At 72.1% G+C, this 13,586-nt stretch carries 9 protein-coding genes; 4 read left to right on the top strand and 5 right to left on the bottom strand.

Annotation, left to right across the window (positions count from 1 at the left end):
- Positions 1-2 precede the first annotated feature (2 nt).
- The 4 genes from PUR71_RS25730 to PUR71_RS25715 all read right to left on the bottom strand — a co-directional run bounded on the left by PUR71_RS25730 (position 3) and on the right by PUR71_RS25715 (position 4,411).
- On the bottom strand, positions 3-1,268 hold the full coding sequence (locus tag PUR71_RS25730; RefSeq protein ID WP_329929483.1) for a glycoside hydrolase 5 family protein: 1,266 nt from the start codon (positions 1,266-1,268) through the stop codon (positions 3-5).
- A 31-nt stretch (positions 1,269-1,299) separates the two neighbouring features.
- Positions 1,300-2,154, bottom strand: a complete 855-nt coding sequence (locus tag PUR71_RS25725) for a carbohydrate ABC transporter permease (protein ID WP_329929482.1) — start codon at positions 2,152-2,154, stop codon at positions 1,300-1,302.
- Between the two features lie 4 nt (positions 2,155-2,158).
- Positions 2,159-3,031: a carbohydrate ABC transporter permease gene (locus tag PUR71_RS25720; RefSeq protein WP_329929481.1), complete on the bottom strand. Its 873-nt coding sequence runs from the start codon at positions 3,029-3,031 to the stop codon at positions 2,159-2,161.
- Between the two features lie 90 nt (positions 3,032-3,121).
- On the bottom strand, positions 3,122-4,411 hold the full coding sequence (locus tag PUR71_RS25715) for an ABC transporter substrate-binding protein (RefSeq protein ID WP_329929480.1): 1,290 nt from the start codon (positions 4,409-4,411) through the stop codon (positions 3,122-3,124).
- A gap of 145 nt (positions 4,412-4,556) precedes the next feature.
- On the opposite strand from PUR71_RS25715, the gene PUR71_RS25710 reads away from it, so the two are divergent.
- The 4 genes from PUR71_RS25710 to PUR71_RS25695 all read left to right on the top strand — a co-directional run bounded on the left by PUR71_RS25710 (position 4,557) and on the right by PUR71_RS25695 (position 13,124).
- Entirely contained in the window at positions 4,557-5,624 is a 1,068-nt protein-coding gene (locus PUR71_RS25710) for a LacI family DNA-binding transcriptional regulator (RefSeq protein WP_329929479.1), read from the top strand.
- A gap of 159 nt (positions 5,625-5,783) precedes the next feature.
- Complete coding sequence (locus PUR71_RS25705) at positions 5,784-8,225, top strand: endo-beta-N-acetylglucosaminidase (protein WP_329929478.1); 2,442 nt, start codon at positions 5,784-5,786, stop codon at positions 8,223-8,225.
- 34 nt (positions 8,226-8,259) lie between these two features.
- Positions 8,260-12,441 carry an NEW3 domain-containing protein gene (locus PUR71_RS25700; RefSeq protein ID WP_329929477.1) on the top strand — a complete coding sequence of 1,394 codons (4,182 nt, stop codon included), beginning with the start codon at positions 8,260-8,262 and terminating at the stop codon, positions 12,439-12,441.
- Positions 12,438-13,124 (top strand): DUF7158 domain-containing protein, encoded by a 687-nt coding sequence (locus PUR71_RS25695; RefSeq protein ID WP_329929476.1) that lies wholly within the window; start codon positions 12,438-12,440, stop codon positions 13,122-13,124. The genes PUR71_RS25700 and PUR71_RS25695 overlap by 4 nt, the downstream gene beginning before the upstream one ends.
- 59 nt (positions 13,125-13,183) lie before the next feature.
- Here the strand turns inward: PUR71_RS25695 and PUR71_RS25690 are convergent, their stop codons facing one another.
- Positions 13,184-13,531, bottom strand: a complete 348-nt coding sequence (locus PUR71_RS25690) for an NUDIX domain-containing protein (protein ID WP_329929475.1) — start codon at positions 13,529-13,531, stop codon at positions 13,184-13,186.
- Positions 13,532-13,586: the final 55 nt, after the last annotated feature.

The following is a 13,586-nucleotide window of genomic DNA, read 5'->3' as shown; positions in this document are numbered from 1 at the left end:
GGTCAGGGAAAACGTACGCCTTCGGGGTGGACCACCTCGGTGATTCCCCGCGCGTCCAGGTGGGCGCGGTCCTCGGCGTGTTCGGCGAGGACGGTGGTCGGACGGGCGCCCTCCCGGGTGAGGTGCATGAACGCCTCGAAGACCGCGCCGCCCGGTCCGCAGATCGACCGGTGGGGGGCCGTCACCTCGTCGCCGGCGGCGATCACTACGGCCGTCGTCCGCGGCTTGGGCGGCTGCCAGGTGCGGCGTGCCTCGGCCGCTGCTCCGGCGAGCCGGGCGCCGGCCGGTTTGGTCGTGCGGTCGGTGGTCAACAGGCCGAGGCCGTACTCGAGTTCGGGGAAGTCGGCGAGCGAGCGGTCGACGTCGTGGGAGCACCACCAGGTGACGCCCCACAGGTCCGGGCAGTCCAGGACGGCCTCGAGGGTCGCGCCGGTGAACCGGGCCGCGTCCTCGGGGGCGATGTGCGGGGCGGGGGCGCCGACCTCCTGGAGCCAGACCGGGCGGGCGGGGTCGTCCGCCCACGCCTTGGCGAGCTCGACCAGGTAGGCGGCGTGCTGCGCGGTCGCGGTGGACCCGGCGCCGTAGCGCTGGGCGGTGCCGTTGAACACCCACGAGTGGACGGCCGTGGCCGCGCCGATCCGGGCCGAGTGCCACGGCGTGAACGGGTGTGCGTCGAGGTAGTGGGCGGCGTCGTAGGAGGCGTGCAGGTGGAGCCGGCCGGGCGCGCCCTCCTCGCACGCGGCGAGCATCCGGCGAAGCCACGCCTCGGCCTGTTCGGGGGTGATCCGGTCGGGGTCGGGGTGCGGGTCGCCGGAGAACTGGTCGATCTCGTTGCCGAGCGTCAGGCCGAGGAAGTTGGGCTTCTCGCGCAGCGCCCCGGCCAGGGTGCGCAGGTAGGCGGCCTGGCCGTCGAGGACGTCGGGGTCGGTGAAGAGGTTCCGCCGGTGCCAGGTCTGGGTCCAGGACGGCAGGAAGTCGAAGCTGGAGAGGTGGCCTTGGAGGCCGTCCACGGCGACGTCGAGCCCGCGTTCCCCGGCGGCGTCGACGAGTCGGGCGAGCTGTTCGACGGCGCGCGGGCGGATCAGGGTGCGGTTGGGCTGGAAGAGCGGCCAGAGCGGGAACACCCGGACGTGGTCGAGGCCGAGCGCGGCGACCGAGTCGAGGTCGGCGCGCACGGCGTCGAGGTCGAAGTCGAGCCAGTGGTGGAACCATCCCCTGGTGGGGGTGTAGTTGACGCCGAAGCGGGGGACGTGCGGAGCGGTGGTCATGGATCCTCGACGGGTAGACGGGACGGTGGGCTCAGCCCTTGACGGCTCCCTCCTCCACGCCCTTGAAGAAGAAGCGCTGGCAGACCGCGAACACCACGACGATCGGCAGGAAGGCGATCATCGTGCCGGCCGCGATCAGCCGGGGGTTCGCGGAGAACGTGCCGTTGAGGTACTGGAGTCCGACGGTGAGCGTGTACTTCTGCGGGTCGTTGAGCACGATCAGCGGCCACAGGAAGTCGTCCCAGGCGCCGATGAACGTGAAGATGACGATCACGCTGAGCATCCCGCGCACGTTCGGCAGGCCGACGTGCCACAGCCGCTGCCGGACGTCGGCGCCGTCGACCAGGGCGGCCTGGTCGAGTTCGGCGGGCACGGCGGCGAACGCGGTGCGCATCAGCAGCACGTTGAGCATCGCGAGCGCGCCGGGCAGTGCGACGCCGACCAGGCTGTCGGCGAGGCCGAGGCCGCGCACGAGCACGTACTGGGAGACGATCGTGACCTCGCCGGGCAGCACGAGCGTGGCGAGGAACAGGCCGAAGACCAGCCTGGCGCCGCGGAACCGCAGCCGGGCGAGCGCGAAGCCCGCCAGGGTGCAGCCGACGACGTTGCCCGCGATGCAGATGGCGGCCACGATCACGGAGTTGAGGGCGTACGTCCACACCGGGATGGTGTCGGCGACCTTCCCGTAGTTGCCGACGGTCAGGTCCTGGGGGAGGAAGGTCGGCGTGCGGGTGTAGACGTCCTCGTTCGGACCCTTGAGGGACGTGGACAGCTGCCACAGGAACGGGCCGATGACGAGCAGCAGCACGAGGACGAGCAGCACGTAGCGTGCGGCCGTCTGCGCGGCGGTGGGGGTGTCGAAGCCCCGGGAGCGACGGGAGGCCACGGGATCAGTCCGCCTTCCGGTTCAGGCGCGTCAGGAGCAGCATCGGGCCGAGGGTGATGACGAACAGCAGCAGGCTGAGCGCGGAGGCGTAGCCGAGGTGGCCGGTGAAGCCGCGGCTGTACATCTGGATGAGCATCACCACGGACATGTCCCGGCCGCCGGGCCCGCCCTGGCCGTTGGAGAGCACGTACAGCTCGGAGAAGACGCGCAGCGAGCTGACCGAGATGAGCACGGAGATCAGCGTCATCGTCGGTCGCACGCCCGGGAGGGTGACGTGCCACAGGCGGCGCAGCGGGCTCGCGCCGTCGACGGCGGCGGCCTCGTGCAGTTCGCGCGGCACGTTGGCGAGGGCGGACAGGTAGATGACCATGTAGTAGCCCAGGCCCTTCCAGGTGGTCAGGGCGATCGCGCTGAAGAGGAGGAGCCAGCGGTCGGTGAGGAAGGTGACCGGGGTGTCGGTGAGTCCCGCCTGCTGGAGGACGCCGTTGACGAGGCCGCGGTCGTCCAGCACCCATCCCCAGATCAGGGCGACGACGACGGCGGAGGCGATGACGGGGGTGTAGAAGGCGGTGCGGAAGAAGGTGATGCCGGGAACCTTGCGCTGGACGAGGAGGGCGAGCAGCAGCGGCAGGACCGTCAGGAGGGGGAGGCAGACCAGCATGAAGACGATGCTGTTGAGCAGGGCGTCGGCGAGCTGTTCGTCGTCGAGCAGGCGGCCGTAGTTCTCCAGGCCGGTGAACGTGCCGCCGCCCAGGGGCTTGGCGTTGGTGAAGGACAGGATCACCGTGTTGACGGCCGGCCACAGGTTGAAGACGGCCAGCCAGAGTATCGCGGGCCCGGCGAGCAGCCAGGGGGTGAACCAGCGCCGGTGGGTCATGCGGATGCCTTCCTGGGCCTGGGGTCGTGCGGCCGTTCCCGGGGGCGGCGGGGTGGGGGCACCCGCCGCCCGGCCGGTGCGGTCCCGGGATCAGCCCTTGAGCAGCTTGTCGCACTGCTGGACCGCGGAGTCGAGCGCCTGCTTGGAGCTCGCCTGGCCGCTGATCGCCAGGGCGATCTGCTGGTTGATGATCGTGCTCATCGCGTCGTCGATCACGACGGGCTGGATGAGCTTGGCCTTGGCGAGCGAGGTGAAGGCGATCACCTTGGCGTCGCCCGCGTTGGTGCCGTCGCCCTTGCTGAAGAACGGGTCGTCGGCGGAGGCCTTGGTGGACGGGAAGACGCTGGTCAGGTGCGCGAGGCCGGCCTGGTTCCCGGGGCTGGTGAGCCAGCGGGCCAGGGCGACCGCGGCGGCCGGGTTCCTGGTGCTCCTCGGGATGGACACGCCCTGGACGTACAGCGGCGGCGTGTCGAACGCGGCGGACGGGACGACCTTCGGCGCGAGCGTCGGGTTGTCGGTGGCGAGCGAGGTGATGTAGTTGGCGCCGGCGGTGGTCCAGGCCGCGGTGCCGGCGTTGAAGAGCTTGCTGTTGCCCGCGTAGGTGTTGGTGAGGACGTCGTTGGGCAGCAGGCCCTCCTTGAAGGCGTCGCGGTACTTGTCGAGCAGCGCGGCGGCCTCGGGGGTGTTGAAGGTGAAGGACTTGCCGTCGTCGGCCATGATCTTCACGCCGGCGTTGTAGAGGTCGCCGATGCCCGGCTTGCGGCTCATCAGGTAGGCCTTGCCGCCGGACTTGTCCTTCATGACGCGGGCCTGGGCGATGAGTTCGTCCAGGTTCGCAGGGAGCTTCTTCGGGTCCAGGCCGTACTGCGTGAGGAGGTCGGAACTCCAGTAGTTCACATCGGTGTTGAGGTACCACGGGTAGCCGTAGACGCCGTCCTGGCCGGCGAAGCGGTAGGCGTCGACGCCGCCGCTGACGTACTCGTCGGCGAGCTTCGGGTCGGCCTTGGAGACGTCGAGGAGGAGCCCCTTCTTCGCCAGGGGGAGGGCGAAGTCCGGGGGCAGGTTGACGACGTCGGGCAGGTCGCCGGCGGCGGCCTGGCTGAGCACCTTGTTGGAGTAGCCGTCGCCGGGCTGGTCGAGCCAGTCGACCTCGACGCCCGGGTACTTCTTCTTGAAGCCGTCGATCACGCCCTGCACGTAGTCGGTGAACTTCGGCTTGAGCGCCCAGGTCTGGAGCGAGACCTTGCCCTTGACCTCGCCGGTCGCGGCCGCGCTCGCCACGCTGTCGCCGTTCTTGCCGTCGCCGGAGCCGAGTCCGCAGCCGGTGAGCGCGGCGGCGGTGACCACCGTCGTCGTCAGTGCCGCCCGGATTCTTCGCATGGAGGGTCTCCCGGTCCAGGGGGTGGGTGGGATGGAGCTCAGGGATTGCGCGGGACTTCAGAACCTGACGTACTAAACCGGTCTAGCTATGGCAGGGACTATGCTCCCGCCTAAACGTGGATGTCAAGAGAAGGAGTCGGGTCCCGTGGGCAGACCGACGATCGCCGACATCGCCCGGCAGGCCGGTGTCTCCAAGGGCGCGGTGTCCTTCGCGCTCAACGGGCGACCCGGGGTGAGCGAGGCGACCAGGGCCCGGATCCTGCGGGTCGCCGAGGAGATGAACTGGCGCCCGCACAGCGCCGCCCGCGCCCTCGGCGGTGCCCGGGCCGACGCCGTCGGCCTCGTGATCGCCCGGCCCGCCCGCACCATCGGGGTCGAGCCGTTCTTCAGCCAGCTGCTCTCCGGCCTCCAGGCGGTGCTCTCGGCCAGCTCGGTCGCGCTGCACCTGATGGTCGTCGAGGACACCGCCGCCGAGATCGGCGTCTACCGGCGCTGGGCCTCCGAGCACCGCGTCGACGGCTTCATCGTCGTCGACCTGCAGACCCGCGACCCGCGGCTGCCCGTGCTGGACGAACTCGGGCTGCCCGCCGTCGTCCTGGGCGGGCCCGGCAAGGGTGGCGGTCAGGTGCGGATCTGGGCCGACGACCGGGAGGCGATGCTCTCCATCGTCGACTACCTGGCCGCCATCGGGCACCGCCGGATCGCCCACCTCGCCGGGCTGCCGCACTTCCAGCACACCCAGCGGCGGATCCGTGCGCTGCGCGACGCCTCGCGCCGGCTCGGCCTGGAGGAGGCGGTCTCGGTGCCGACCGACTTCAGCGACGCCGAGGGCGCCGCGGCCACCCGCACGCTGCTCTCGCGCGCCCGGCGGCCCACCGCGATCGTCTACGACAGCGACGTGATGGCGGTGGCCGGGCTGGGCGTCGCGGGGGAGATGGGGGTCGCCGTGCCCGGCGAGCTGTCGATCGTCTCCTTCGACGACTCGGTGCTCGCCCGGATCGTCCACCCGCCGCTCACCGCGCTCAGCCGCGACACCTTCGCGCTCGGGGAGCAGGTGGCGCGCAGCCTGCTGGAGACCCTGGAGGAGGCCGGGCCCGGGCGGGACCTGCAGATGCCGACGCCGCGGCTGACCGTCCGGGAGTCGACGGCGCCGCCTTCACCGGTTGGCGTGATTCCTGCGCGAGTCGTTGACAGCGGTTCTGAACCGGTTTAGCCTCGCTGCGCCGAGGGGGCCCGGCGCTGCCCGTTGATCGCGCACCGTCAGTGGATTGCCGGCACCTCCTCCGCTGCGCATCGTCACGCCCGCATGCACCCGGGCCCGCCGCGCCCGTGGGCCCGCCCCCACCCTTCTCCGCTCGATCGGAGTCAGCGCATGTCCAGACGTCTCCCCTTGCTGCTCAGCGCCGCGCTCGCCACCGCCGCGCTGGGCGGCGTCCCCGCCGCGCACGCCTCGCCCGCCGCACCCCCGCCCGTGCAGGCCGCCGCGACGGGCAACCAGCCCTACGCGTCGTCCTGGTACCCCAGCACCATGAGGAACTGGGACCCGGCCACCGACCCCGACGCCCGCTTCAACCGCTCCCGCGTGCCCCTCCAGCCGCGCACCAGCGATCCGTCCCTCGCGGCGAACCCCAACGCCCGTGCGGGCGAGGGGAAGATAGCCTCCCTGGTCTCCTTCGCGCCCACCTCGAACAACCCCTCCCAGGGCTCCTCCGACCCCAACTACTACGCCTTCGGCTACTGGCAGTACGTCGACACGCTCGTCTTCTGGGGCGGCTCGGCGAGCGAGGGCCTCATCCTCGCCCCCAACCCGACCGTCATCGACGCGGCCCACCGCAACGGCGTCAAGGTCTACGGCACCGTCTTCTTCCCGCCCGCGGCCTACGGCGGCCAGCTCCAGTGGGTGCGCGACTTCGTCCAGAAGTCCGGCGACCGCTACCCCGTCGCCGACAAGCTCGTCCAGGCCGCGCAGTACTACGGCTTCGACGGCTGGTTCATCAACCAGGAGACGGGCGGCGGGGATCCGGCCCTCGCCGGACAGGTGCGCGACCTCATGCAGTACACCAAGGCGCGGAGCAGCGGCACCGACTTCATGTGGTACGACGCCATGACCACCTCCGGCGCCGTCGACTGGCAGAACGCCCTCACCTCCGCGAACTCGCCCTTCCTGCAAGACGGTTCGAAGCGCACCTCGGACTCGATGTTCCTCAACTTCGGCTGGACCCCCTCGGGTCTGGACTCCTCCCGCACGCTGGCCCGGCAGCTCGGCCGCAGCGAGTACGAGCTCTACTCCGGCATCGACACCGAGGCCAACGGCTACAACACGGGCGTCGACTGGAACACGCTCTTCCCCTCCGGCCGGCCGCACACCACCTCGCTCGGCCTCTACCGGCCCGAGTGGACCTGGAAGTCCGCCACCGACCGCAACGACTTCTACGCCAAGGACTCCCGCTACTGGGTCGGTGCCGACGCCGACCCCTCCAACACCAACCTCTCCGACGGCTGGCCCGGCCTCGCCAGTTACGTCGCCGAGTCCTCGCCCGTCACGGCCAAGCCGTTCGTCACCAATTTCGACGCCGGGCAAGGGGACTTCTACAACGCCGGCGGCACCCGCGTGGCCACCGGAGGCTGGAACAACCTCTCGCTCCAGGACGTCCCGCCCACGTATCGCTGGGTCGTCGACTCCGACGGCAGCAAGCTCACCCCGTCCGTCGACTTCACCGACGCCTACCAGGGCGGCTCCTCGCTGCGCCTCACCGGCACGCTCGACTCCACTGACACCGTCCGGCTGTACCAGACGAGCCTGCCCGTCGCGGCGAACACACGGCTGTCGATGGTGGTCAAGACCCCGGCCGCCGGACCGACCAAGCTCAAGGCCGCAGTCTCCTTCACCGACGCGCCGGACAGCTTCACCACGCTCGACCTCGGCGACGACACCGGCACCGGCTGGGAGCGGCACACCCTCGACCTCTCGCCGTACGCGGGCCGCACGATCGCCCAGATCGGGCTGAGGGCCGAAGGATCGGACCCCTCGTACGACGTCCGGATCGGGCAACTCGCGGTGTTCGACGGTTCGGTGGAGTCGCCGGCCGCGCCCTCCGGGCTCACCGTCCTCGGCGCGAGCGACGTCGTGGCCGGCGCCAGCCAGTCCCTGCGGCTCTCCTGGACGGCGGCGCCCGGCGGTGACGTCCACCACTACGAGGTGTACCGGCGCAACGCGGACGGCACCCGGACGTTCCTCGGCGCCACGCCCAACGACGCTTATTTCGTCGGCAAGCTGGACCGGGCCGGCAGGGAGGACAGCACGGTCCTCGACGTCGAGGCCGTGTCGACGACGTACGGGCGCTCGTCGGCCGCGTCCACCACGGTGTCGTGGACGGCAGCGCCCGCCGGCGGGAACCTCGCGCTCAACCGGCCCGCCACGGCGTCCGGCCAGTGCAACGCCGACGAGGGCCCGGCGAAGGCCGTCAACGGCAGCGTGACCGGCGGCACGGGCGACAAGTGGTGCACCCTGACCTCCGCCAAGTGGCTCCAGGTGGACCTCGGTTCGGCGAAGCGGCTGTCGAGGTTCGTGGTCAAGCACGCGTCGGCGGGCGGCGAGAGCGCGACCTACAACACCCGGGACTTCTCGATCCAGGTGCGCTCCAGCGCCACCGACCCGTGGACGACGGTCGCGAACGTCACCGGCAACACGGCCGGCACGACCACCCACCCGGTGAGCACCACGGCCCGGTACGTCCGGCTGGTCGTGACGAAGCCGACCCAGAACTCCGATCCGGCCGCCCGCATCTACGAGTTCGAGGCCTGGGGCACGTAGCCCTCCCCCGCCCGCTGTCGAAAGGACCCTCCCCGTGCCGGTCACCATCACCGCCGTCGAGAACACCGACCTGTTCGTGGGCCCCGAGGACGCCCCGCGACAGTTGCTGCGCGTCACCGTCGACGGCCCCGCCGCCCGGATCGCCGTCAGCGGCCCCGGCGTGCGCGGCGAGGCGGCCGGCACGGGGACGGTCGACGTCCCGCTGGAGATCGCCGGCGCCGCCGTCGGGGCCCGGCTGCCGGTCAGCGTGACGGCGGGGGGCGCCGAGGCCGAGGCCGTCGTCGAGGTCGCCGAGCCCGGCTGGACGATGTTCCTCGTCCCGCACTTCCACTACGACCCGGTCTGGTGGAACACCCAGGCCGCCTACACCTCCCCCTGGGAACTGCTCTCGGCCGACGCCACCACCCGCCCGCTGTGGGAGCGCAACGGCTTCGCACTCGTCGACGCGCACCTGGACCTCGCCCTGCGCGACCCGGTCTACACGTTCGTCCTCGCCGAAGTCGACTACCTGAAGCCGTACTTCGACCAGCACCCCGAGCGGCGGGAGCAGCTTCGGACGCTGATGGCGCGCGGGCAGGTCGAGCTGGTCGGCGGCACCTACAACGAGCCGAACACCAACCTCACCGGCGCCGAGACGACCATCCGCAACATCGTGTACGGCATCGGCTATCAGCGCGACATCCTGGGCGGCGACCCCCGGACCGCCTGGCAGCTGGACGTGTTCGGGCACGACCCGCAGTTCCCCGGGCACCTCGCCGCGGCCGGCCTCACCGGCAGTGCCTGGGCGCGCGGGCCGTTCCACCAGTGGGGCCCGATCCAGAAGAACTTCCGCGAGGGCAAGGACGACGCCCGGGTCATGCAGTTCCCGAGCGAGTTCGAGTGGATCGCCCCGAGCGGGGACGGCGTCCTCACCCACTACATGCCCCACCACTATTCGGCCGGCTGGTGGATGGACTCCTCCCCGGACCTCGCCACCGCCGAACGCGCCGTCTACGACCTGTACCGCAAGCTCAAGCCCGTCGGCGCGACGCGGAACCTGCTGCTGCCCGTCGGGACGGACTACACCCCGCCCAACAAGTGGGTCACCGCGATCCACCGCTCCTGGGCCGCCAAGTACGTGTGGCCGCGCTTCGTGTGCGGCACGCCGCGCGACTTCCTCGACGCCGTCCGGGCCGAACTTGCCTCCACCGGGCGGCGATTGAGCCCGCAGACGCGCGACATGAACCCGGTGTACACCGGCAAGGACGTGTCGTACATCGACACCAAGCAGGCCCAGCGGGCGGGCGAGGTCGCCGCCGTGGACGCGGAGAAGCTCGCCGCGCTGGCGTCCGTCCACGGGCTCGGCCGCTACCCGTCGGCGGCGATGGACAAGGTGTGGCGCCACCTCGCGTACGGCGCCCACCACGACGCGATCACCGGCTCCGAGTCCGACCAGGTGTACCTCGACCTGCTCGGCGGGTGGCGGGAGGCGCACGACCTCGCGGCCGAGGTGCGGGACGCGTCGCTCGACGCGCTGGCCGCCCGGATCTCGGTGACGGGTGCGGGCTTGGGTGTCGTCGTGACGAACACGCTGTCCTTCGACCGCACGGATCTGCTCGCCGTGCGGCTGCCTCCGGAGGCTCGCTCGGTACGGGTGCTGGACTCCCTCGGTGCGGAGGTGCCGAGCGTCGTCGACCGCGGGACACTGCGGTTCCTGGCGGAGGACGTTCCCGCGCTGGGGTGGCGCACGTGGCGGCTGGTGCCGTCGGGCGAGTCGGCCGCCGCCTGGACGGCCGAGGACGGGTGGACGATCGCCAACGGGCGCTACCGGGTTCGGGCCGATCCCGACCGGGGCGGGGGGCTTTTCTCGGTCTACGACCTCGTGCACGAAAGGGAGTTGATCCGCGACGGTGCGATCGGGAACGAACTGCGCGTCTACGAGGAGTACCCGCAGCACCCGGACTTCGGCGAGGGCCCCTGGCACCTGCTGCCCAAGGGGCCGGTGGTCGGGTCGGGTGCGGGGGCGGCTGTCGTCCGGCGGGAGGTCGGGCCGCTCGGGGAGCGGCTGGTGATCGCGGGTGCCGTGGACGCCGTCCGCTACGAGCAGACGGTCACGCTGTGGCACGGGCTCGACCGGGTCGACTGCCGGACCCGCGTGGTCGACCACTCCGGCGCCGACCGCCTGCTGCGGCTGCGCTTCCCCGTCGACCTCCCCGGCGCGCTGCCGGTCAGCGAGGTCGCGGGGGCGGTCGTCGGGCGCGGCTTCGCGATGCCCGACGTCGATTCGGCGGAGGCGCCGTGGACGCTCGACAACCCGGCCAACACCTGGTTCGGCCTCGGCGCGACGGCCCGTGCGGTGCTCCGCGACCCGGCGGGGTCGGTCCTGGGCGAGCGGGCGTTGGGCGTGGCGGAGGTCGTCGTGCCATCGCTGGACGACGCGGCCGCCGCGCGCGAGTTGGTGGTCGCGCTGGCCCGGGTCGGCGTCACGGCGACGACCTCGGGCGCCGACTGGGCCCGGTACGGGTGGCTGGACGTGGACTCGAATCTGCCGGACTTCCGGGTCGTCGTGGGCGGGCCGGACGTCAACGCGGTGGCCCGGGAGTTGATTTCGCGGGCGGGGGAGTCGTTCGCGGCGGTGCTCAAGGAGTGCGGCGCGGTGTGGGTGCCGGCGCTCTCCCCGCTGGCGGAGGTGTGGCAGCCCGGCGCGGACCTGCGGGACGTGCGGGCGCTTCCCGCGCTCGTCGTCACGGACCCGGCGGTCCTTGTGGCCGACCTGGCGGACGCACGGATCGAGGCCGTGTGCCCGATCCGCGAGCCTGACGCCCAACTGGTCGACCACACCGTGGCGTTGCTGAGCCATGGTCTGCCCGGCTTCGCGGTGGACTCGACTGGCGCGCTGCACCTGTCCCTGATGCGCTCGTGCACCGGCTGGCCGTCCGGTGTCTGGATCGACCCGCCCCGGCGAACGGTGCCCGATGGCTCCTCGTTCCAACTCCAGCACTGGACGCACGAGTTCAGCTATGCGCTGGTCGGGGGAGCGGGCGACTGGCGGGCGCAGACCTTGCCGGCGCAGGGCCAGGAGTTCAACCATCCGCTGTACGGTCGCGTGATCCCGGCACAGGACGGGCCGCTGCCTTCTGTCCTGTCCTGGCTGAGGGTCGAGCCGCAGCGGGAGGTGCTGCTGAGCGCACTGAAGCCGGCCGGCAACCCGATCGCGCACGGCTCGACGGGGGAGGCGGGGCGTGAACTGACCGTCCGCCTGGTCGAGTCGACGGGCTTCGGACGGACGGTGACGCTCGGCGGGGCGCTGGGATTGGGCGAGCTGCGGCAGGCGGACCTGCTGGAACGGCCGCTCGGGCCGGCCGACCTCTGCCTCGCCGGTTCGCAGATCGTCACACTGCTCGCGGCCCCTGCCCTGTCCTCTCCTCCGGACGGCCCCGCCCTCGGCCCGGAGGCGGAGCCCGCCCAGCCCGTCCACGCCCGCTACTGGCTGCACAACCGGGGCCCGGCCCCGCTCGGCTACCTGCCTGTGTCGGTCGGCGTCTCGCCCGGCCTGCTGCGGACGGCGGGGGAGCCGGTGGCGGTCTCTGCGGTCCTCTCCTCGCACCTCCGCGACGCTGCGGTCGAGAGCACGGCCGTCGTGCTGCCGCCCGAGGGCTGGCGGACGAGCCTCGGCAGCCGCCCGTACCGCCTGGAGGCGGGCGGCCACGTGCGCTTCCCGGTGACGCTCACCCCGCCTGCGGACGTCTCACCGGGCCTGTACTTCGCCGCCGTGCGGTTGGAGCACGACGGCCAGCAGATCGAGGACGTGGTGACGATCGCCGTCGGCGACCTGCCCGACCTGCTGCCCGTGCCGGGAGAGGCCCCCGAGGAGTGGGTGGCAACCCAGGGCACGAAGGCGACGAGCGGGCGGCCCACGGGCCTGGACGTGGCGGTCTCCTCCGCAGCCCTCGCTGTCGCCCCCGGCGCCCGGACGAACCTCACCCTGACCCTCACGAACCGGACGCGGAGCGAGATCCGGGGCGAGCTGCAAGTGGTCTCGCCCTGGGGCACCTGGGAGGCGATCCCGGCGCCCGTCCGAGGCTTCAGCGTCCCGGCGGGGCAATCCTCCACCGTCACGTTCGACATCACCGCCCCCGAGGACGCCGACCCCGGCGCGTACTGGGCGCTGGCCAAGGTGATGTGGTTCGGCCGCTGCCAGTACAGCCCGACCGTAGCCCTGGAGGTCCGCCGGTGACTCTCGGCTTGCTCGACGGCCGCCCGATCCCGCGCACGGACCTCGACCGCCGCCTCGCCGCCCTGCGGGGTGGCCCGCGCTCCACGGCCCTCCCGCAGCCCGGAAGCCCGGAGGACCGCCAACTCACGCGGTGGGTCGCGCAGGTCCTCCTGACCGAGGCCCTGTGCGAGGCGGTCGCGGCGGAACGGAACCTCCCCGTGGACGCCGAGGCCCCTGTCCGACTCGACCAGCAGGTAGCCGTGGAACTCGGCTCGATCACGGCGGCGGCCTACGAGGGCAGCGCCGCCGTGCGTGCGGTCTACGAGTGGGTCACCGCCGACGTAGAGCCCTCGAAAGCCGAACGGGCCCACAACCGAACGATGACCGCCCGCCCGCCATCCGTGGTGTGGCACCTGGCTTTCCCCGACGGCAAGTGCGAGGCCGCCCCGGAGTCGCTCCCCCTGACCCTCGCCGAAGCCCTACGGAAGGCCCCGAGGGGCGAGGAAGTCACCGTCGGCCTCTGGACAGCCACCCTGCTGTTCGAGCGCACGACCACGCATGAGGGCACCACCATCGACGAGGCCTCCCGCCGGGTCGCCTTCACCCGCTGGCTCGACGCCGAACGCGCCGCCCGCCTCACCCTCGTGGAGGGCCTGGAACACCCCGGCGACCCCGCCCAGCCCGACAACCACCACCGCCACTGACCCGATGCCTGGGGGCTACCGGCGGTGGTCGGCCGGATGCCGGGCTGACCACCGCCGGATCAGCCGGCAGGCCAGTTGTGGTGGGTGACGCCCCCGGGCTGGTGGAGGACGCCGTGGAGGCCGGCGGCCGGGTAGGGGATCAGGTCGTCGGGCAGGTCGTCGGCGGCGAACCAGCGCAGGTCGAGGCACTTGTCGGGTTCGCGGTTCTCGGGCTCGCCCTTCCAGGTGGTGGTCTCGTAGAAGAAGCCGATGCGGTCCGGGGCGCCGCCGCCCTGGTGGTGGACGACAGTGTGTCGGTGGGCGAGCGCGGCAGGGTCGACCCGCAGGCCCGTCTCTTCTTCGAGCTCGCGGGCGGCGGCCGTGGTGAGGGTCTCGCCGGGTCGAGCTTGCCGCTGGGGGCGTGCCACTGGCCGTAGCCGTAGGGCCCACCGCGCTGGGAGAGAAGGATCTTGCCCTCGGGCG

The organism is Streptomyces sp. SP17BM10 (genome assembly GCF_036322405.1).
GTDB lineage: Bacteria > Actinomycetota > Actinomycetes > Streptomycetales > Streptomycetaceae > Kitasatospora.
Note: the sequence above shows the minus strand (reverse complement) of the source record. Positions and strands in the feature narration are given on the sequence as shown.

Bases quoted from the DNA above. Each gene is read 5' to 3' on its own strand.
- PUR71_RS25715 (WP_329929480.1), bottom strand. From the start codon at position 4,411: ATGCGAAGAATCCGGGCGGCACTGACGACGACGGTGGTCACCGCCGCC.
- PUR71_RS25720 (WP_329929481.1), bottom strand. From the start codon at position 3,031: ATGACCCACCGGCGCTGGTTCACCCCCTGGCTGCTCGCCGGGCCCGCG.
- PUR71_RS25730 (WP_329929483.1), bottom strand. From the start codon at position 1,268: ATGACCACCGCTCCGCACGTCCCCCGCTTCGGCGTCAACTACACCCCC.
- PUR71_RS25705 (WP_329929478.1), top strand. From the start codon at position 5,784: ATGTCCAGACGTCTCCCCTTGCTGCTCAGCGCCGCGCTCGCCACCGCC.